Annotated in this window: 21 protein-coding genes and 3 pseudogenes; 4 read left to right on the top strand and 20 right to left on the bottom strand. The window is 56.5% G+C overall.

Annotated features, from left to right (window positions below; all coding sequences use genetic code 11):
* Nucleotides 1-504, top strand: a pseudogene (locus DU29_RS1000000130845) (IS110-like element IS1492 family transposase); the annotation flags it as partial.
* 306 nt (nt 505-810) lie between these two features.
* Here the strand turns inward: DU29_RS1000000130845 and DU29_RS0100820 are convergent.
* From DU29_RS0100820 to DU29_RS0100795, 6 genes are all read right to left on the bottom strand, one after another.
* Nucleotides 811-1,122 (bottom strand): endonuclease, encoded by a 312-nt coding sequence (locus DU29_RS0100820; RefSeq protein WP_028619973.1) that lies wholly within the window; start codon nt 1,120-1,122, stop codon nt 811-813.
* Nucleotides 1,123-1,211: 89 nt separating this feature from the next.
* Nucleotides 1,212-2,600: a hypothetical protein gene (locus DU29_RS0100815; RefSeq protein WP_011600755.1), complete on the bottom strand. Its 1,389-nt coding sequence runs from the start codon at nt 2,598-2,600 to the stop codon at nt 1,212-1,214.
* A complete protein-coding gene (locus tag DU29_RS0100810; protein WP_011600754.1) occupies nt 2,600-3,718 on the bottom strand; it encodes a toxic anion resistance protein in 1,119 nt (372 codons plus the stop codon). Before DU29_RS0100810 ends, DU29_RS0100815 begins: the two co-directional genes overlap by 1 nt.
* A gap of 10 nt (nt 3,719-3,728) precedes the next feature.
* Entirely contained in the window at nt 3,729-4,490 is a 762-nt protein-coding gene (locus DU29_RS0100805; RefSeq protein ID WP_011077908.1) for a tellurite resistant protein, read from the bottom strand.
* Nucleotides 4,491-4,642: 152 nt separating this feature from the next.
* Complete coding sequence (locus tag DU29_RS0100800; protein WP_028619972.1) at nt 4,643-5,701, bottom strand: RNA-guided endonuclease InsQ/TnpB family protein; 1,059 nt, start codon at nt 5,699-5,701, stop codon at nt 4,643-4,645.
* 65 nt (nt 5,702-5,766) lie between these two features.
* Nucleotides 5,767-6,120: a hypothetical protein gene (locus DU29_RS0100795; protein ID WP_028619971.1), complete on the bottom strand. Its 354-nt coding sequence runs from the start codon at nt 6,118-6,120 to the stop codon at nt 5,767-5,769.
* A 216-nt stretch (nt 6,121-6,336) separates the two neighbouring features.
* Between DU29_RS0100795 and DU29_RS0100790 the strand changes: the two genes are divergently transcribed.
* Complete coding sequence (locus tag DU29_RS0100790) at nt 6,337-6,798, top strand: hypothetical protein (RefSeq protein WP_028619970.1); 462 nt, start codon at nt 6,337-6,339, stop codon at nt 6,796-6,798.
* Between the two features lie 265 nt (nt 6,799-7,063).
* On the opposite strand, the gene DU29_RS0100785 is transcribed toward DU29_RS0100790, so the two are convergent.
* The 6 genes and pseudogenes from DU29_RS0100785 to DU29_RS1000000133635 all read right to left on the bottom strand — a co-directional run.
* Complete coding sequence (locus DU29_RS0100785; protein ID WP_011078034.1) at nt 7,064-7,501, bottom strand: RES family NAD+ phosphorylase; 438 nt, start codon at nt 7,499-7,501, stop codon at nt 7,064-7,066.
* Nucleotides 7,498-7,947, bottom strand: coding sequence for an antitoxin Xre/MbcA/ParS toxin-binding domain-containing protein (locus DU29_RS0100780; RefSeq protein WP_011078033.1), 450 nt, complete (start codon nt 7,945-7,947; stop codon nt 7,498-7,500). The genes DU29_RS0100785 and DU29_RS0100780 overlap by 4 nt, the downstream gene beginning before the upstream one ends.
* Before the next feature lie 422 nt (nt 7,948-8,369).
* Nucleotides 8,370-8,813, bottom strand: a complete 444-nt coding sequence (locus DU29_RS0100770) for a hypothetical protein (protein ID WP_011078031.1) — start codon at nt 8,811-8,813, stop codon at nt 8,370-8,372.
* 342 nt (nt 8,814-9,155) lie between these two features.
* Nucleotides 9,156-10,406, bottom strand: a pseudogene (locus DU29_RS0100765) (IS256 family transposase).
* A gap of 167 nt (nt 10,407-10,573) precedes the next feature.
* Complete coding sequence (locus DU29_RS1000000133640; RefSeq protein WP_424798415.1) at nt 10,574-11,287, bottom strand: methyl-accepting chemotaxis protein; 714 nt, start codon at nt 11,285-11,287, stop codon at nt 10,574-10,576.
* 147 nt (nt 11,288-11,434) lie between these two features.
* Nucleotides 11,435-12,232: pseudogene (locus DU29_RS1000000133635) on the bottom strand (Tar ligand binding domain-containing protein); the annotation flags it as partial.
* A 287-nt stretch (nt 12,233-12,519) separates the two neighbouring features.
* Here DU29_RS1000000133635 and DU29_RS0100755 point away from each other — a divergent pair.
* Nucleotides 12,520-13,083 carry a recombinase family protein gene (locus DU29_RS0100755; protein WP_003799980.1) on the top strand — a complete coding sequence of 188 codons (564 nt, stop codon included), beginning with the start codon at nt 12,520-12,522 and terminating at the stop codon, nt 13,081-13,083.
* A gap of 32 nt (nt 13,084-13,115) precedes the next feature.
* On the opposite strand, the gene DU29_RS01000000129325 is transcribed toward DU29_RS0100755, so the two are convergent.
* The 8 genes from DU29_RS01000000129325 to DU29_RS0100705 all read right to left on the bottom strand — a co-directional run bounded on the left by DU29_RS01000000129325 (nt 13,116) and on the right by DU29_RS0100705 (nt 19,208).
* On the bottom strand, nt 13,116-14,471 hold the full coding sequence (locus DU29_RS01000000129325; RefSeq protein WP_013100933.1) for an AAA family ATPase: 1,356 nt from the start codon (nt 14,469-14,471) through the stop codon (nt 13,116-13,118).
* A 105-nt stretch (nt 14,472-14,576) separates the two neighbouring features.
* Nucleotides 14,577-14,807 carry a hypothetical protein gene (locus tag DU29_RS0100745; protein ID WP_028619968.1) on the bottom strand — a complete coding sequence of 77 codons (231 nt, stop codon included), beginning with the start codon at nt 14,805-14,807 and terminating at the stop codon, nt 14,577-14,579.
* 15 nt (nt 14,808-14,822) lie between these two features.
* Nucleotides 14,823-15,293: a ParB/RepB/Spo0J family partition protein gene (locus DU29_RS0100740; protein WP_080963864.1), complete on the bottom strand. Its 471-nt coding sequence runs from the start codon at nt 15,291-15,293 to the stop codon at nt 14,823-14,825.
* An 89-nt stretch (nt 15,294-15,382) separates the two neighbouring features.
* Nucleotides 15,383-16,777 (bottom strand): exodeoxyribonuclease VII large subunit, encoded by a 1,395-nt coding sequence (xseA, locus tag DU29_RS01000000129320; protein WP_013100932.1) that lies wholly within the window; start codon nt 16,775-16,777, stop codon nt 15,383-15,385.
* Entirely contained in the window at nt 16,764-16,976 is a 213-nt protein-coding gene (locus tag DU29_RS0100720) for an exodeoxyribonuclease VII small subunit (protein ID WP_013100931.1), read from the bottom strand. Before DU29_RS0100720 ends, xseA begins: the two co-directional genes overlap by 14 nt.
* Nucleotides 16,977-17,049: 73 nt before the next feature.
* Nucleotides 17,050-17,679, bottom strand: coding sequence for a hypothetical protein (locus tag DU29_RS0100715; protein ID WP_013100930.1), 630 nt, complete (start codon nt 17,677-17,679; stop codon nt 17,050-17,052).
* Between the two features lie 321 nt (nt 17,680-18,000).
* Complete coding sequence (locus DU29_RS0100710; protein ID WP_013100929.1) at nt 18,001-18,702, bottom strand: DUF2786 domain-containing protein; 702 nt, start codon at nt 18,700-18,702, stop codon at nt 18,001-18,003.
* 29 nt (nt 18,703-18,731) lie between these two features.
* A complete protein-coding gene (locus DU29_RS0100705) occupies nt 18,732-19,208 on the bottom strand; it encodes a hypothetical protein (protein WP_028619965.1) in 477 nt (158 codons plus the stop codon).
* A 555-nt stretch (nt 19,209-19,763) separates the two neighbouring features.
* On the opposite strand from DU29_RS0100705, the gene DU29_RS1000000132770 reads away from it, so the two are divergent.
* Nucleotides 19,764-19,960, top strand: a 197-nt coding sequence (locus DU29_RS1000000132770; protein WP_161781266.1) for a hypothetical protein, incomplete at its 3' end; no start/stop codon positions are given.

Genomic DNA, 19,960 nt, shown 5'->3' with positions numbered 1-19,960 from the left:
CGGTGCATGAGTGAACTGTTAGAGCACACCAGCCATATCGAGGACCGCTTGGTAGAGCTTGATAGAGCAATCAGCCAGATTGCTCGTGAAGATGATCGTAGCCGTAGATTGCTGCAATTGCGCGGGGTTGGCTCGACCACGGCGAGTGCCTTGGTTGCCAGTATTGGGGATGGGCACGACTTCAGAAATGGTCGCCAAGTGGCTGCATGGCTCGGACTGACGCCAGGTCAGTACAGTAGCGGTGGAAAGCAGCGTTTGGGGAGTATCACCAAAGCCGGGGATGCCTATTTACGGAGTCTACTGGTGCTCGGGGCTCGATCTGTAATGGCCAACCTGGGCGATAAACAAGATACATTCAGTCGCTGGATCCGCAATCTGATTGAACGTCGCGGTTACTGGCGTGCGGCCGTCGCGATTGCCGCCAAGAATGCAAGGATGGCCTGGGCCGTCCTGCATTACGGCGACACGTTCAAGCTTGAGCAGGTAGAACCAACTGGTGCGTAGGCCCTGGCTTCCTATTGCTCAACTTTTAAGGCGTCAGGGTAGAACCATGAGCAGATAAAAAGAGGATCAATGTGCACTGCCGTCGTTGATGTGAAGCGGGTTGGACCTACGTGGGGTATACCTGAAAATCGTATGGGGAATTCAGTCCCGGTTAGCGAACGAGGTCCTCACGTGCGTCTTTCATCAGGGTCCGAGCCATCAGCTCAATATGACCGTTTGTAGTACCGCAGTCCTTCACCTTCTTACGTCGATCCGGCACGCGCAGCAGTGCAGCAATACAGAACACAATCGCTATTGCGCTTGCGCTCAATGGGGAAGCCCTTGTAGTACGAAAATTTCCGTTTTCTCTATTCGCCCCCATTCGATGCGCTGCGCGCGATTCTCCTGAGCGCGGACTTCGTACCCGCACGAGGCGAAGTCCACACGGCCTCCGGATCGCCCTACCCACTTCCAGTCGCACCCACAGTAAAGATCGCCGGCTTCGCTGGTGTTGCGGTCGTAGTAGACCTTCTGGCGTAGCTCAACCTTGGCCTGCTCGAAGGTCGTAGGTGCGGAGGCAAGAGCGAAGTGAGACGTGGCCATCTGCATGGCCAAAAACATCATGAGGATCGATTTCACGGTCTTTTCCTTAAAACAAGGGTGATTCCAGGCTATTCAGGGGAAAAAAAACCCAAGCAAGGCTTGGGTTTGAGCGCTGCTCGCAGTAGCTACCGCAGCGGGGTAAGAAGCTCGCCAATGCGACGAACCCTGCGAAAGATAATTTGCGCGATCGATTCATGGCCCGTGGCAATGACACCAAACAACCCTGCCAGGAGAAGTGCCCAGAAGCTGTTGCGCTTCCAGTCGCTTGCCTCGGCCAAGGCACTCTGGCGATGCTGTTCGGCTCGATCAGAAAGAGACGGGCTTTCTGGGCCAAGCGCAGTTGCCTCGATGGCGTAGGCAATGCCGGCCGGCACGGAAAAGTCGCCCTTAATTTTTCCCTCTCGCAGATTTTTCGCTGTCAGAACAACCCACTTCGAGGAGCTGCCGCCGGCAACAGATGCTTGGGCTAGCACATACGCCCTGGCCACCTCGTCCAGATCCTCTCTGGAGCTGAGCAGACGCTGAAGCGTCGGTAGGTTCTTAGACTCAACCGCGGAATAAAACTCGCTGGGCTTGCTTGCCGTGCTTGCCGTGCCCGGATCTAGTATCCCCAGAAACGCTCCCATGATGTGCGGCATCATGCCGACCATGACGGCGGGAACGATGTTGAACAAGCGTCCGGTAATAACCGCAAGGCCTACACCCGCAATCATTGCAACCGCGCTGATCATTTTGAGAGCTGTGCTATTGAGGATCGAGTCGACGGCTGATTCGACCCCCATCAACCCGCCAATACCGCCGCCCTCGTGGCCCGATGCTTGGAAGGCCTTGGCGATCGCATCAGGAACCAGGATCTGGTCAATAGCCGTTGTTGGCTCTGCGGCGATACCCAGCGCGTAAAATACGCCCCCGAATACCGCCAAACCCAGGGCGGTACCACCGTAGATGAGCGTGCCTTTGCGTAGCTTCTTCGCCCGCGAGATCAGTTCCTGGAGGGGCGCGTCAAAAGGCGTCGGCGCTTTTGCCGGCAAAGCTGGTTCGGGTTGGGCTCGATGTGTCTTCTGCGCTGTCGGCTCTGCTTTCGCTTCGTTTGAGGCTTGTTCGTGCTTGGCGGTGACATGTACCGTTTGCCCAACCGGCTGCCGTAATAGCTTCAGATCCTGACCGAGCACACGCTGTGTCTTGCCTGCAACGAGACCACGAGATATTTCCTTTCTACGAGCACCGTAATTAGCGAGGAGCTTGTCGAGCTCTGCATCAGGAACGTCCTTCGCGGCGACTTTTCCATCAACAAGCAGCGTGTACAACTGCGGGTCAACCTCTGGAGTCTGCCTGGACAGTTCCAGCTCTTGACCGAGAACGCGCTCGGTCTGGCCAGCCATCAGCCTATTCAAGGTACTGTCCTCCACGACGCCATAGTCATTCAAGAGACTCGATAGCTGCGCTAAGGGAATGTTTTCCTTCGAAACGAGGCCGTCGACCCGCAACCGGAAAAGTTGGACTGGTTCGGTCATCAGTGAAGCTCCTTCACTTCATCAGTCCTGCCCAGGCGCTTCTGGAGATCGAGACGCATGCCCTGGATCTCTTTCTCTGCGGCCTTGCGTTGAGCTACGCCCTCACGCTGGATTTTGATTACGTCTTCGACGGTCTGGATCAGCGTGGCCTGGACCTTCTGCAAGGTGTCCACGTCGATTACCAACCGCTGGTTAGCTTTGGCCGTCTCTACGGAGTTGCGGTGCAGCAGCTCGGCGTTGCGTTTGAGGAGATCGTTGGTGGTGTCGTCGATTTTGGTGGCCAGCTGGACGGCGTTCCGCTGCTCGTTCAGCGTCAAAGCCAGCATGAATTGGCGCTTCCAAGCCGGCACAGTGATTTCCCGGATGGTGTGGAACTTGTCCACCAGCATCTGGTTATTCGCTTGAATCATCCGAATCGTCGGGAGGCTCTGCATCGCGGACTGCTGGAGCGCCGTGAGGTCGCCAATACGCTTGTCGAGGTTGGAGATCAGTGCATCCAGATCCGCAACTTGCTGCAAGCGGGCCGGGTCGTTCCCGATGTTCGCCCGAAGCTGAGAAACCTGCATCTGTAGCTCCGCAAGGCGCTGCTTACCGGCGGCAATGTGGATGCCAAGCAGGCGATGCTCCTCGCGTACCGCAACGAACATGGACTCGAGGCCGGTATTCCGAGCAGAAATGCCCGCTTGTGTTTGGTCGACTTCAGCAACGAGCTTTTCAATTTGCTCTCGCGTGGTGTCGAACTGACCCATGACGGACTTGCCGCGCAGGGTTACTTTGTCAATCAGCGGGCCGATGACAGGGATGCGCGAACGGCGATTGGAAAGCGCGCTGACATTGAGCGACTGCGCGACGGCAACCACCTCGCTCAGCTTTGCGCCGGCATCGTCCAGGTCGCTGTTACGAACCTGGTCGAGCAAGCTGTCGGCGTAGGAGGACGTGTGTTCTGCCACTTCCCTGCCGAACTGAGAAACCGAGAGCGGGTTTTCTGCCTGGATCAGTGCCGCTACAGCCTTGATCTGGGGGATGTCCTGTTCCTGGAGACCGAGAGCCTGAAGCCCAGCTGGGGTAAGCTCGGTGTTGGTAGTGGCGAGATCTGTCACGGTAATTTCCTGCTGCATGTTTTGCTCCTCAGTGCTTCACGCCATTCAGGCTTTCAGACAGGCTGGCCATCAGCGCCTGATGCGCCTTGCTGGCAGCCTCGACCATCGCCGGGCTCATGTGTTTGGTGGTGATCAGGGTAAGGGTGTGTTGCCGCCATACTGGAACCAGTACGGTGACTGTCTCTCGGAAGCGATCGAGCATGTCGAGGGCTTGGGCGCGGCTCAGCTTCATCTGGCTAACGCTCAGTTCGTGTGAGGCCAGAAGTGTTGCCAAGTTGGCGAGCTTTCGCGCCAGCCGCTCTCGCGGCCGATCAAACTCGATCTCCCCCTCCGCTACCGTCCCGATGAGAGGGTTCTCTTCGAGGAATTCGCGCCCGGCCTGGATGAACACTTTCAGTGCTTCCGCCTCTTCGGCGTGGGCAACGATCATTCTGCTGATGGCACTGACCGTATCGCGTACACCTTGGGCGTGTCCTTCAGCTTCGGCCAGTAGCTGTTCCAGTGTTGACCGGGCGACTTGATAGCGAACCTGCTTTTCCACGGCTCCGCCCAGAACCTTCTCGAACCAGGTCGGCTTCCGGGTAATCTGCTCCGGCGAGGCGTCGGCCATTTTCGAGAGGATTTCTGCGATTTTGGCCGCAAGCGCTGCCGCCGACCCGCTCTCCATGAGATCTGATAGTTGATCGATTTTGGCAGAGCTATCCGCTACGCCCCCGTACTCGCCGAGGCGAGCCGGGAAAGCAAACAACTCAGGGAGTACCTGCTGTTTGAGGTGGTCGATGTTGACCACTGAATGAGTCATGGCGGAAAATTTCTCCTTGGATTTGTTGGAGATCGTACCTGCCGTATTCCTTGGCGGGTTGTTATTTCAGACGCTTTTACCGACTGAAAGCGCAGCTCGAAGTCGTTGTATCGCGATCTCGAATTGACATCCTCCCCGGCCTAAGCGCCGGGGATTCCCTCTACAGGACGCTCATGTCCGAGCGCGAGAATGTTCCTGGCCGCGTTCTCGTCGCGGTCGTGAGTGACACCGCACTCACAGATCCATTCCCTTATTCCAAGCCCTGCGATACCTCTCGGCCTGCTGTCGGGCAATGCACCGCAACAGCTACAGGTTTGGGTGGTGTACGCCTCGTTCACAACCTTGAAGACGATGCCTGCGTGCGCGCATTTGTAGGCCAGCATCGTTTTCAGTTGACCCCAGCCGGCATCGAGCACCGACTTGGCCATCTTGGTTCTGACGAGTTTCTGCGGGCTGACATCGCCCACGATGATCGTGTTGCAGCGCTCGACCAGCGAGCGGCTGAATTTGTGCAAGGCATCCTTGCGCCGATTGGCGATCTTGGCGTGGATCGCCCGCACGCGAGCCTTCTTGCCGGCACGCTGGGCGCTCACCAGCTTGGGCTCAAGGTCGTGGTAGAAACGGCCATTCTCCAGCCGCTGCCCGTCGCTACAGGTGGCCACATCCTTCAGGCCCAGATCGATGCCAACGGCCCCTTGCCCCGTCGATAGCTGGGTTTCCAGCTCGACGACGACATTGAAATACCAGCGGCCACGAGCGTCTTCGCTGAAGCTGCCGGAGCGGAGGCGGTACTGGGCCAGCCCGTAGCTGTCCCAGACCTTGAAATAGTGACCGTTGTGGTAGACCTGGCCGTTCTTCCAACTGGCAGCCCCCGTGTTGAACGGCACCCACCCCAGCGACCGCCGCACACCGCCAGACTTGCGCCAGTTCAGCCGCGCCTTACGAGATTGTTTTCGCCGGGTGACGTACTCAGCCGCGACGTATTGCAGCGTCTGGCTGTGCAGGCCAAGTTCCTTACCTGCGCCCTTGGTATACGGATGCAGATCAAAGGCGGATAGAAACACCCCACGCTCACAGATTGAGCGATGGCTGAGTTCGTTCAGGTAGTTCCAGACGAGGTTGACCGACCGCGCCATCTGCCGCAGCAGCGGGGCGTGCTTGTCTCGAACGCGAACTTGGAGGGTCTTCGTATGGTTCATGATTTCAGCGTGCCATAGTTCTGGAATAACCCAAGGGCACCAACGTGACACGCACTACCCATCCCTCACTTGAGGTAAAGCGCAACCAGTACCACGTACAAGCGAACTGCTCCCTGCATGTGCAGAGAGGCAGGCCAATTGACAATCAGATCCATAAGCCAAAAACACGATTTCGCCAGCCGATCTTCGGGAGGTGTTGATTCCTCCAGGTGCTGCTTGAGTTCGTTGAACTGGATCTTGCTCCGCTGGAAATAACCTGTGTCCCGGCACATTTGAGCCAAGACCTGAAACTCTCTACGCTTCTCAATCAACATCGAGCGCATCTCAGTATCGTCCCGTTCCATCGTGGAAAGCAGGTCCCCCATGATGCTGTAAAACAGTTGCGCCTCGTACCTTGTGGCCTCGTTCATGACTCGCATACCTCTCTCCTTTGGCTTGTTGGGAATCGGGTTACCCGATAAGTAGGGAATTCCAAGCATGCAACAGCGAGTAAGGAAACCGGCGCGATTTCAGGCGTATTTTCCGCCCGAATACGAAGCTTCGACGCAATCACGAACGGTAAAATGGCTTAGGAGCGAGCCCAGGCCGGGCATATCTCTCTACGAGAAATCAAACACAACTAGAGACTTACTGACATGTCTAGCGAACACGATAAAGCTCTTCTTAAAACCGCACTCAGTTCGGCGAAAGCGTTACGGAAGTCCCTGGAAGCTCTTGTTACCGATGGGTCTCCATACCTCGGTGAGCTGGTCCTACTACAGGTAGATAGTGCGGATTTGATACTTCAGCGCCTTGCTCGGTGGGATCGATTATGCGCCTCGCACCTCGACGCTAACGACAGCGATAGCCCATCCCCGCCGGTGGCTGCTGGAAAAAAATGGAGCGTGGACGAGGAGGCTGAGATGTTGCGTCTTTGGCAAACGTACTTGATGTCAGCCGACTCAATTGCTGCTGAACTGGAGAGAACCGAAGGAGCAATCATTGCGCGGCTTGTCCATTTGGATATCTACCCTGACCGTGAATCTGCTCGTGAGGAAGATGAGCGCAGACGTTCAGCAATGGTCCTTTCCCGGCCAATCCATAGTCAAATGCAGTAATCCCCCGCCGCTTGAGCCCCCGCAAGCAACTGACTGCGACCTGCGAGTTTTGCGGGCAGATGAGTTTTGGTTTTGCGGCAGCGGACTGTGGGTGTGTCCTGGGCCAGCTCTTCCTGGAAGGGAAGAAGCCTGCATACCCCGGACGAGGCAGGCCGCGGGCCTCGAAATCAAGGGCTGCATCGTCAAGACGGTGACTTGCTCATCGCGGCAAGACAGCAAAAAGCCCAGCACTTCTGCTGGGCTTTTTGCTGTTCAGGGGCGCTTGCTAGAACAACCTCGAATCAGGGGTGAAAAGCTCAACCTGAATAGTCGCGCTCTGTGCTTCTGGGTGCCGAGGGTTGAACAGGTAGTTCACCGTGCTCGGTATGATAGCGCTGGGCACTGGCAGTAGCAGTGCGTTGCACTCATCAAGGAACTGGTTACCAATGCCTCTGGTGAGCTCGGTCTCTGCCGACCAACCAGCCGGCAAAGTGGGCATCTGGGCTTGTGATACAGAGTCAGGCACTTCGATACGGAGAAGCTGCATCGTCGCGGGAAAATCCTCTGGATCAATTTCCAGATGAACAAGCACCTCGAGCATTGCTCCCGGCGGGCTGGTCGCGGTGTAGACGACCGGTCTGCCGGCCTGGTGCCAACGGCCGCTCACGCGCAAGCCGCCTGTCCCGCTCAAGTCAGCATATGAGCTGATCCGCCACAGAATCACAGAGCGAAGCCTTCGGCGATTTGCAGCAGCATCTCTTCAACCTGGCTTGTGCCTTGCTGAGTTGTGAGCAGTTGCATGGGCGTCAACCCAGAGAATCGTTCCTTGGGCTTGGAGAGCCATCGCTTGGCCTTGTCGGCGTCCCCAAAGATAGCCTCGGCCATCGCGGTGATGTGCGCCGATCGGAAGAGCCGGTCGCTTTCCTCGACAGTGAGGGGCTGATCGCGCTCGATCCGGTTTTTCAGGGTGCGCAGCGGGATAATCTGGTCTCGCTCCAGCGGGGTAACCACACCCTCTTCAGTGAGCCTCATTAACCGCGCTGCGGAAAAGCCATGGCTGATTCTGGTGTGAATCTCGAAGTCGCTGGCAGACTCTGGGATCTCCAGCAGTATTTGTAAGCGCGCACGGTAAGCTGAATACCCGTGGTCGCGTAGGACTTCAGCAAGCATGATGGTTCTCCTATCCGGCGTTTCCCGGTTAGTATGCGGGAAACGCCGGAGGATGCAAGCTTACCGTTTGGGTGGCCCGGCTGGCGGTCGCCTGCCGGTGGGGATGTGGCGGTCACTTTCAACCCATCCAGGATGATGCTCGAGGAGCGCCTTAGGTGGGTCGGTCTACTGGCTGCGTTGGCCAAACATGTCTGCTTGTTGGTTCGCTGGATCTGTTTTCGGCGTGTTCAGCGGGTGGCCTAGCTGCCGGCGCACCTCGGCGAGCCACGCCTTGTAGGGGGTATTTTTTCGTGCTCCCCAAGGGTATGCCTCGGCCAGCGCCTTTCGGAGGGCCTGCTTGTCGCTTCGCCCTATGCGGCGAATTACCTCCCCAACAATCGGTGCTGCTCGATCTGCCCAGGACATGCCCTTTCCCTCAGCTGTCACGGCTGATGCGCCTCAGGCTGAAACTGAGCGACGTAGCCGAGCACGGCAGCAACCCGCAGGCCCGTCGCACTGCCCTTGTCGGTGCACTCGCGGTAGGCTTGGCCGCTCTGGACGATTTCGCCCAGCAGCTCGGCCGCGTCGTCCAGGTACTTCTCGGTTTCGTTGGTGTGCTCAATGAGCCGTTGGTGAGCCTGTTGCGACTCAACATGGCGCCGGGCCATGGCCTGGACGATTTCGAGCAAGCGATCGGTGCCAATTTCATCGGTATCGCCCAGGCAGTAGCGGTCGCCCACCTCCTGAGTACATTGGCAATCGTCGGTAAGTGCTTCCGAACTACCGACCCACCCGCAGAGAGTGCACTCGGAGGCATAGTAGCTCCCCTCTAGCGGCTTCTGCCCGATGCAGGATGGTATGCGTTCCTTCTTCTCAACGTTGCTCATGGCTGATTTCCTCGTTCAATTTGGCGATGGCCTCAGCATCTCACGAGGCCTCGGAAACCCAAGTACATCCCTGTTCAGCGATGCGTTGTGATCAGGACTTGGCAGGGAAAGGAGGGATATTTTTTCCTTTCGGGTCAGCCGCGGCATTCCACGACCACCACCCTGCCCCGCCGTACTCCCGATTGTACCAAGCCGTTTTGACGGCCTTCCGTTCCAGGTAGGCAGGTGTGCTCATGCCGAACACTTCCAGGGGGCAGTCCTTACCGGGGAGCCCGCAGAATCCGGAAAATAACGTACGCTAAGGATGAGGGTGTCCCGGATTATGTGTAAACGGGATTTCTATTAATCCTGCATCAATCGATCTTCGAACTGGATACTGAAGCGATTCAGAGCCGCTTTCCAGTCCCGTATCGGCATCGTCCACTTCTTGCTGATGTTGTTCAGCGCCAGATAAAACAGCTTGCTCACGGCCTCGTCAGTTGGGAACGAGGCCCGGGTCTTGATCACCTTGCGCAAACTCATGTTGATCGATTCGATGGCGTTGGTGGTGTAGATCACCTTGCGGATCTCGGCCGGATGGTCGAAGAACGGGATAACCCGTGCCCAGTTACGCCGCCAGGACAGGCCGATTGACTGGTACTGACCACCCCACTTTTCTTCAAACTCCGTCAGCCGTTGCTCGGCCAGTTCGACCGTCGCCGAGGTGTAGACCAGCTTCAGATCGGCGGCCACTTCCTTGCGCGCTTTCCAGGACACGAAGTTCAGGCTGTTGCGCACCATGTGCACGATACACAACTGCACGCAGGCTTTCGGATAGACCGTTTCGATCGCCTCGGGGAAGCCCTTGAGGCCGTCCACGCAGGCGATAAAAATGTCCTGCACGCCACGGTTCTTCAGCTCGGTGACTACCTGCAACCAGAACTTGGCACCCTCGGTTTGGGCGATCCACAGCCCCAGCACTTCCTTGTGCCCGTCCATATTGACCCCGATAGCCAGGTACACCGCCTTGGTCCGCACCGCGCCGGCATCGCGCACTTTGACGTGGATGCAGTCCAGATAAAGGATCGGGTACAGCGGATCGAGTGGACGGCCCTGCCAGAGCTTCACCTCGTCGCTTACCGCGTCCGTGACGGTCGAGATGAGGGTTGGGGAGACCTCGGTGCCGTACATCTCCTCCAGGTGCCCCTGGATCTCTCGTACGCTCAGGCCGCGGGCGTACAGCGAGATGATCTTGTCGTCGAAGCCCGTCCAGCGGGTTTGCTGCTTGGCCACCAGCTGCGGCTCGAACAGCGCCTGGCGGTCACGAGGGATGGCCAGCGGCAGTTCGCCGAAATCGCCCTTGAGGGTTTTGTCGCTGTGACCGTTACGGGCATTACCGCCGGCGTTGAAGATCGATCCACTCTTGCCATGCCCAGGTGCTCGGTCATCTCGGCTTCCAGCGCACGCTCGACCAGCATCTTGGTGAGCTGGCTTGAGCAGGCCGTTTTCGCCAATCAAATCTTCCGGTTTCTTGTAATTGACCAGCAGGCTGTCGGCGAGCTTAACGAGTTCAGGGTCGGGCTTCGCTCGCTTGGTGCGTTTTACTACGGTCATGGGTACTCCTTGAGGCTGGCAGTCTCCTGCCAAATGACCGTTTACACAAAGTTAAAAACACCCTCCTCAGGATGGCCTGAGGAAGTCCTTTCTCGGGAAAAAGAGCCCAGCAGCCGAGCGGGTTACAGCGCATCAATTCCGCGAAGCTGGGGCTTTTCAGAGTTTCCCTAAAGACGGAACATGTGCATCAGACGCTGAAGTTGGCTTGCCAGAGAAGCCAATTGCGTACTGGTGGCAACATTCTGACGTGAGGCTTCGCTAGTTTTTTCGGCAATCTGGCTTACGTTGGTAACGTTACGGCTGATCTCCTCCGCGACAGAGCTTTGCTCCTCAGCTGCAGAAGCAATCATGGCATTCATGTCATTAATGGTCGCCACAGAATTACTGATTTGCTCCAGCATATGGCCTGCACTGGCAACCTGCTGCTTACCAGCTTGTGCTTTGCTGCAACTGCTTTCCATGACAGCAACAGCACGATTTGCGCCGCTCTGCAGCTTTTCAATCATGGCCTGAATTTCGTTGGCTGACTGTTGCGTGCGCGAAGCAAGCGAGCGCACCTCATCCGCGACAACAGCAAAGCCTCGTCCGTGCTCACCAGCATGTGCAGCTTCAATAGCCGCGTTAAGGGCAAGCAGGTTGGTTTGTTCGGTAATGCTTCGAATGACATCCACTACAGAGCTAATACCAGCACTGTCTGCCTCAAGCTCATGAATCACAGTGGCAGCGTGTTCAACTTCACTGGCGAGGCTGTCAATAGAAGCGATTGTTTGATGAACCACGCGCATGCCGCTTTCAGACTGCTGATCGGCCTCCTGTGCCGCCCGTGCCGCACTGGCAGCGTTCCCCGCTACGTCCTGAACAGTAGCGGACATTTCGTTCATCGCAGTAGCTATCAGGTCTGTCTCCAGCTGCTGGCGGCGGATACCGTCACTGGTTTGACTACTTGCCTGGGCCGTCTGCTCAGCTGCAGCTGCCAGTTGCTCCACGGCACCTGCCAACTCTTGAAAGGTGTGGTGAAAACGCGAAGCCATTTCATTGAATGCGCTAGATATTTCGCCCAGCTCATCACGCCCCTGATAGGTAACTCGATAGCCCAAATTGCCATCAGCGAGCTGCTGACCGCCGACTTGAAGCTCCCGAACGCCTTTGGTGATACTTGGCACAGTGGCCAGAGCCGTGACTGTGACCAGAGACAGAGCCACTACCAGCGCCAGTCCTATCATCGCCACAAGACGCTCGAATTGCTTATCCGCGTTTTGAAAGCTTAATTCAGCTGCCGACGCCTCCGACTCAATAAGAGTGCGCAAGCTGGCATAGGTAGTCATAAAAGCAGGATCAAGGCGGGTTAGCAGGATTTGGTTCCCTCCCGCATAGTCGCCTTGGCGCATCGCATTGAGCGTCGGCAGAACACCATTATCCAAGTAATCAGACAATTTGTTCTGCAGCTCAGTGCTAAGGCGCTGCTGTTCTTTGCTCATTGGTATACGCTGGTAGTCAGAAAGGCGCTCACGGATGATGCTTACGCTTTTATCCACTCTATCGAAATGCATACTCGATGGATGATCATGCGCCTTCTCGAAGGCACTTCCGGGCTCATGCTGAAGGGCAAGCAAAAGCTGAGCACGCGCGTTGTGCATGTGGTTATTGATGTCGCCAAGCTTGTCGATCGGTAGCAACATGTTGTTGTACAGCCGATCAATCACTGCATTGCTGGTGCGCATTCCATTAAGACCAGCCATTGGCAAGCCGACAGCCATAGATGCTAGAAGCACGAGCAAGCCGATGAGACGGGTTTTTATTGAGAAACGGGCTAGCCAACCACTCATCGTGTCACCTCATTATTAGATATTTCAATGTGCCTTCATTGTATCGGCTGGTTCATTTGAAATCTTGAGTCAGGCTCCCCCTCAAGGCTTCTCGCCATATGGCCGGGGGAAATATTAGTACTCAAATCAAATACAAGACCTAAAGGCCGTCAGGTTGGGCTATGCCCCAACCGGACGTCAGGACAGCCTACCCAGAAACGTCCGGATAGACTCCATCGCTTAATTTATTGACACAAGCTGCGCAAGGTCATAGATTTATTCCTGACACTTTTCTGTTTGGGGGCATCTTGCAAGGTCAACGTATCGGCTACGTCCGGGTCAGCAGCTTCGACCAAAACCCGGAGCGGCAACTGGAACAGGTCGAAGTCGGAAAGGTATTCACCGACAAGGCATCGGGCAAGGACACCCAGCGCCCGGAACTTGACTCGCTGCTGGCCTTCGTGCGCGAAGGAGATACGGTGGTGGTGCACAGCATGGATCGCTTGGCCCGCAACCTCGATGACCTGCGCCGCCTTGTGCAAAAGCTGACCAGGCGCGGTGTGCGCATCGAGTTCGTCAAAGAATGCCTGACCTTCACCGGTGAGGATTCGCCGATGGCGAACTTGATGTTGTCGGTCATGGGCGCGTTCGCCGAGTTCGAGCGAGCATTGATCCGCGAGCGACAGAGGGAAGGCATCGCGCTCGCCAAACAGCGCGGAGCATACAGGGGCCGCAAGAAAGCGCTTTCGCCCGAACGCGCCGCTGAACTTCTGCAACGCGTCAAGGCCGGCGAGCAAAAGGCAAAGCTGGCCCGTGAATTTGGCATCAGCCGCGAAACGTTGTACCAGTACCTGCGCGAAATTGGAGCTTAACGTGCTTTATTTTCCGTTTTCTGAGACGACCCCTAGTAGACAACCTTTGTCTCGATGCCGTTGTTGCCCTCGAGCGAAGCCAATTTCAGTATCGGGTGTTTGTCGATGAGGGGGTTTATGACTCCCTCGATCTGCCGGCCGGCGCGAATGGAGTGGGTGATCTCGTGCTTGCGGAGTGTGCTAGCCCGTTGGTAGTAGCTCCCATCCAGGCGCTGGCATGCGTCACCCAGGGTAATCACGGGCTGGGTACAGCGGTCGAGAAATACCGAGAGTGGCCAGCTCAGGTCGTGAGCTTCATCGACAATGATGTGGGTGAACTCCAGACCTATGACCGCCTCATGAAGAAGGGTCATGTGCTTGATTCGGTGATAGCCGCGAAGCGGGAGCTGAAGGCGCTGATCGGTTGGTTCTATGGTCTGGTCCCACAGCCTTTGCGCATACCCTACCAGTACCAAGCGATCTACGGCATCGAGGGTAAGCCCTTTGGGGATGTGCTGCTCTGATAAGGCAAGGTCAGTGCTGTTGCAAAAGGAGGCAACCATCCTCGCGCAGGCCGTGGCTACTTGGGCTGAACTGAGCCTACTTATCGACCCGAAGCCTAACCGGGAAGCGATGTCTTCCGGGGTAACCTGGTGCCGAGCGGATGCCCGCTTGCCCGGCCTGTAATAACCGACACTTCGTTCAAGCACGTAGTTGGCGAGATCTCCGAACGTCATTCCTCTCACGTTCGCGGCTCCGATTCGCTGCATCAAGGCCTGGAGCTGCACCGCGGTGAACGCCAGCACGAGTGGTCGACATGATGAAAGCGAGTCCACCAAGCGTTCGATCATGTGGGTCTTGCCGGTACCAGCCAGGCCCTGGATATGGATGCTCTCATCGGGTTCGGCGTGAATAACGCGAAACGTCCGGCTCTGCTGATTCGACAGAGAAATTGTTTTCCCCGATGGGGTCTCGAACGAATGCTTGAGCGGGTTGAGCTTTTGGGTGTGCGCTGCACAGAAGTTGAAGTCCCAGTGGCCACCATTCAGGAATTGCGTCGCGTCCAGCGTCTCCTCATCCAGGAAGCGCAGCCGCAGCCGAGGCATGAGCGCCAGCCCTCTCTCAAACAGCTCACGCTTAAATCGGCCGGCAATCAGGTTAGAAAACGTACCTGGTGGATGCGTGTGGCTCAGTTCTGTTCCGACCGAAATCAACTCGGCCAGGGCCTTCTCAACGAGCGTTTCGCTTTTCGGCTTACCGTCCAGGGCCGGCAAATTCTGGATGACAGCCACCGAAGCCACTTGGGGCACGTCCCACTGCCCCAGTAGGACACGAGCAGAACTACTCGGATCAACCAAGATGTCGGCCTGTGAAGCCAGCAGTGGGATGTAAAGAACCGGGTCGCTCACGCTTTTATCTCGGTGAAATGAACATCGTCGACCGCCACCAGCACTATCGCCGGAGGCGGGCCCAGCTATCCAGTGTATGCCAGGCCAGCTGGAGGTCACACTATCTCAACGCCGGTACCAGTTGAGCTGGTAGCACCTGGCGTCCTCGGGGATCTGATCGGACGGCCAGCGCAGGCAGTTCAGATACAGACGCTCAGGTTTGCTCGGGCTAGGCCGAGTAGCCTGCACCAGGTAGGCCGACCCACCGGAAGTGAGGATGTAGTCGCCAGCGCTTAGGTCGTCAGCGCCATCGATGTACAGCTTGCATGGGGTGAAGGGCTGGCGTCGGCTGGCCATATCCGCTTTCCTTGATCAGTTTTCGATTTCACAGCTATCAAGTAAGGATTTGATCCGGTCTTGAAACTCCGGGTGCTCAGCAGATATCTCCTGAAGCTCAGGTAGTCGCTCAGTCACAATATCGGCCGCATTTACCCCGAACTCGGAAACCAGCCTTTCGAGGCTGTTGATGACCTCTTCTGGTGCAATATTCTCTCGGACAGTGTTGCAAATAAGGGCTACTGCGGCCTTGGAATGATCATCGAGCTCCACGACACGGATAGGGACTATATCCATAGCCAGTTTCTTAGCTGCCAGCCAGCGAACCTGGCCACCGCCAGGGGTGATCTCATAGCGGTCACCAAGACGGGTAACCAAAAGGGGCTCCATGATTCCGTAACTGAGAATGCTCTCAGCCATAGCATCGACTTGGGCCTGACTGGGAGTTTTTGGACTGAGCTTGCTTCGCACCAGCTTGTTCGTTTGGACCGCCGTGGGGTTTTTCAAGTCTGTTTTCCTCAACCTTTCGGGTTAGTGCTCTGCGGTTCGCCACTCGCAGCCTTCTTCGGCAATTTAGATGGAATATTTCTGCTGCTTCATTGCGCTTTTGCCACTTCCGCAATGACATGGCCATCGGCGAAGGCCAGATCCAGCTTGCCTGCATCGCGAGCCTGCTGGGCACTACTGATTATCTCCCCACCAGGGCCACGGACTAAGGCAAAGCCTCTCCCGAGCAGTGCAAGCGGATTTGTCTTGTCGTAGACCGTGCATGCAAGCTCCAGGCGCGAAATTTCCTTGGCGATCAGCGCCCTACTCAGGGAAGCCACCCTCGAGGCGGCAAACAGCCCCCTTTGGCGCTCAGCTACACACAGACCAGCCCCAAGCCTTGAAAATCGATCCTGCGCGAGCTGGAGGGCCATGCGCTGTTGGCTGAGGAGGCGGTCCCGGCCTTTGTCGAGGCTGCTTTGCTGTTGCAACAGTTGCCGATGCTCCCCATGGAGCGTTTCCGTCACCCGCCGACTGAAGGTGCTCCAAGCGCGATCCAGATGCGGGGCTTGCCCAGACACCAGGCGCAAGATCATGCCGTTGGCCCGCTCGACCTGAGCCCGAGCAGTTGAGGCCTCAGACATGAGCGCTGTTTTGATGAACCCGATGACCTTCGATGGTGTGTCGAACCGGCGGTGTGCCACGAGGTCAAGCACGCATTCGTCGATCTCGTGCCCAATGCCGGTGAATACCGGAACAGGCAACCGGCAGACCCAAGCCGCAAGGTTCGCGTCGTTGAGCCAGGCCAGATCGCTTTTCGCTCCACCCCCGCGGATGATGCATACGGCGTCGAATGGCTGCTGCTGATGTTGCTCATGAACCGTCCGCAATGCAGAACGGATGCTGTCTGATGCATCACGCCCCTGGAACGTCGCTGAGAAATACTCGAAGCCGCACACCTCGGCCGCAGCCAACTGCTCTGCATCACGCCGAAAATCGGCCAGCCCAGCAGCCTCGTGCGGAGCCACAACCGCAACGCGCCAGAACCCCCCTGGAGAGGGAAGTCCCCGCTGTAGGTCGAACCACTGCCGCTCCTTCAGGGAGGCAATGATCTTCTGCATCTTGGCCTGCATGTCACCCAGCGTGTAGCTCGGGTCGATGCCGGTGACCATCAGGGAGAAGCCAAACTGAGGGGAAAAATCTGCCCTCACTTTCAGCAGGACGTTCATTCCTGCTTGGGGCAGGCCTCCGGTTGCCTGCTGCCACTCACCAAGTACCTTGCCGGCGACGTTCGCAAACATGGTGCACCGTGCCTTCGCGACCTCGGCTCCATCACGCGACTCCAAGATGTCCATGTAGCAGTGGCCGTTCGGGCGGCGCTTGAAGTCACTGAGTTCTGCAACAACCCAGCAGCTGTCTGGCACCGCAGCACGGATGGCCTTCTGGATCTGGGTAAGGTATGCGCTGAGAGTGAGGTGCTGCTCAATCGGATCAGGTGCGCTCACCGGCCTGTCCCTCTTCAGCGCCCAAGGTCGCTTGAACAACGCCCTCGATGCGGGTAAGCCGGTCGGCGCAGAACTTACGGGCATCCGCAAATTCGCGAGCAAGGGTCTCCAACTCGTCGATGCTCACTTCATTGCGTTCCAGGCGCTTTACCGTCTGGTCGATGAAGGCGATGTTGGCTTCGTAGGTATCTCGGCTCATGTGGGAAGTCCTGGGGAAGATGGGATCAATCAACGTGCCGATTGTCGCAGCTTCCCCAAAAGACCCAACCCTATCAGCCTTCAGGCTGAACCCACGTTGTCTGACCCTCTGGGATCACGCCTCGATTGCAGCCGTATTTGGACAGGTACAACACCCTGCTCTGCCGCAACCAGGCCTCAACGGTTGGAACGATCATCGCGGCATACTCGGCAAGGCTCGGGTGTTTCTTCCAGTCGCCATTGCCGATCGCGGATTCCAGCGAACGGTCATACCAGGCGTTGACCAGCTGCTCGACTCCAGCCAGTTCCTCGCCGGCGGACGGTGCGGAATGGATCAGGTTATGCGCCTCGCGTTTCCTTTGCTCTCGGGTGGCATGTGCAGCTGGTAACGCTCCGAGGGAGAAAAGAGCGTCCTCAAAATTGAGGTGACGCTTCTCGTGAGTAGTCGAGTCCTCGGCTACATCGGGGACGAAAGAAAAGCGGCAGAGCTTGCAGTAGACCACGCCACCGTCCTTCCGCTCGTAGTGCTGCTCTAACGAGCGAGCGACCCACTTACGAACTTCGTGATAGCTGCGTGCTTGAAGATGATGCTGCGCCATCAGGTTGAGGCGCTGCGCATGGCTCAGTCCTGGGTGAAGGGCCTTTGCCTGTTTGGCGAGCTTTTTGAGGTTTTCGATATCGCGGAGTGTGATTGGGTTTTGCATACGGCAGCCTCCAAAGGCTGATGCTCTGTGTCCACTTCGGAGCACCCATAAGGGTTCCGTTGGTTTGTCGGTAGTGCTTTCGCTTTGCCAATGTGGACGGCAGGCACCTACCCGTGTGCCGAGGGGAATATCTCTGTCTCGATTGCGAACGTCAAGTGTGATGTCGAATTTCGCCCTGCTGGTTGAAATTTGAGCATCGCCGGGGGAGCGTTCCCAGACCGCCACGCCAGGACTTTATCCACAGGCTTACCCCCACTTTCAGGGGACAAACCTCGGACGAAAAAAATCCCGCTCAAGCGGGACTTATTCCTGGGCGCGACCTCATTCCAACAGCATGTGTTCGTCACGGCCCATAGGTTTGTGCAGAGAGACGCTTTCACCATCCATTTTGCCCTGAATGTACGCTCGGTACGCATCCATATCCAGTTTTCGGCGTTTCATCTTTGTGATCGGAACACCAGGATAATGTCTTTGGGTATAAGCGTGGATTGCCCGCTCCCCTTCTTCCGTAACGCCGGCAAATTCCTCTACTCGTTTATGTACGCCGATGATCCACGCTTCTGCATACAGCACTCCCGCTCTGCGCCTTTGCACTGTGCCCTGAATGCTGACCCCTGAGAGGTATTTTCTCTTGGAGTCTTTCAGTTGCCGGATAAGCACCTCATACGCATAGGCCGACATTTCAGCGCTACCGATTTCTCCAATAAAAATCAGCGACTGCCCGTCAGGCCCATAGCTGTAGAAACTCACACAGCCAAACGCCTTAGAGACAGTCATCGACAACATGCGAATCCATTGTGGCGGAACGCTTTTGGCTTTACCGATCCGCAGGGAGAATTCTTCCGCCTGGGTAGCACGCACATCGCCTACTTCCAGCTTGAACTTGTCCATAAGTTTGCGGGCTTGCCGCATTGCTGCTTCGGCCTCATGCGGGTTGCTGGATTTTGCGAGCGCAAAACATTTCTTGATTCTGCCTAGTGCGCGAGCGCGCTTATCCATGTCTGCAATTGCGCACTCACTCACCAGCCAATCCTCCGCTTCGCGACACGTTATTAAGCATGACGCTTCAGCGACATCCAATATCGCCCTGTATTCGGGTTGCTCAGCAAATATACTTGCTCCATCCCTTCAAACGAGGTGTCCAGCTTTTTGACGCCCTCCCCGAAATAATCACCCAAACGCGACAATACTTTTTCCTGCTCTGATTGCGGATGATCTTTAAGTTCATCAAGAACCATCTTCAGCTCTGTGATAGCTGCGGTAAAAAACGTTCTTGCTCGCAACGCATCAGCCTGCCCGAGCGTTGACTCGTATTCACTAAGCACTACAGCCATCGCCATAGAACTTCGCTCACGCAACTTTGCACACTCTTGAGTCAGCACGATTGCAATTAGGAGATCATGACTGCCAGGAATGTCCGCATGCAGAACCTCTAATATTTCCTCAGACCACTCCTCGTCCCCAGGTAGGTTGTATCCATCGAGAGAAAAACTACCGCCAGCCCCGATCAACTCATTAACTCCGTACATAAAACATTTTCTCCGTAAATTTGTAGGTCACCGTAACGACCCGCATTCATCCGCTTCGCGACACAAGGGGGGCATCTACCACACCCACCAATGTCTATTTTATGGAAGTGAGCCGCTTCACTGCTAATACGGTTAAGGCCCAGTCGTCTTGCTGGATTCTCGCCTCACTGCTAATAACCTCTGCACATATAAACCACTCTTCAAATGTCCCTCCGAGGGCTTTACCCCAGGGCAGACAGGAAGACTCACTGCTAATAGCTGGCCTACACCTGCCGTTTTGACTCGTAGCTGATGCGATTCATCAGGCAATAGTCGACAGTGTATCCATCTATCCGGGTAACGATTTCCCCAGTCAAATCGAGCAGAGCAGATGCCCCTGCGTAAAATCCAATTCCGCCGCTGGCATATTTTCCGCTCCGAATCTGGAATCCTTTGGCGTCAGTGATGGATACGCCGGATATTTCGTGCCATAGGAGAAATACACCCTCCCCGTACAGGCCGTCATCCCGCACTGAAAAAAGAACCTGCCGGAGTTGGCTCCCATGGGCAACGCCTATGAAATCGCCGTTTGGTAGCACCGGCGGGAATAACCTGCCGCCATCTCTTTTTCTAAACTCCAAATGTCACCGCCTGTTCATTGCCGTGTTTCGCCGGCTCTTTATGTTCGATATCACGCTGGTGACAACCAATGCTGACTTGATCGACAAGCTTACGCAGCAAGCGATGCCGGTAATGCACATGCCAGTGAAAAT

The sequence above is a fragment of the Pseudomonas sp. Ant30-3 genome, from assembly GCF_000690905.1.
Lineage (GTDB): Bacteria > Pseudomonadota > Gammaproteobacteria > Pseudomonadales > Pseudomonadaceae > Aquipseudomonas.
The sequence above is the reverse complement of the archived record's forward strand: the minus strand, read 5'-3'. Positions and strand labels throughout refer to the sequence as shown.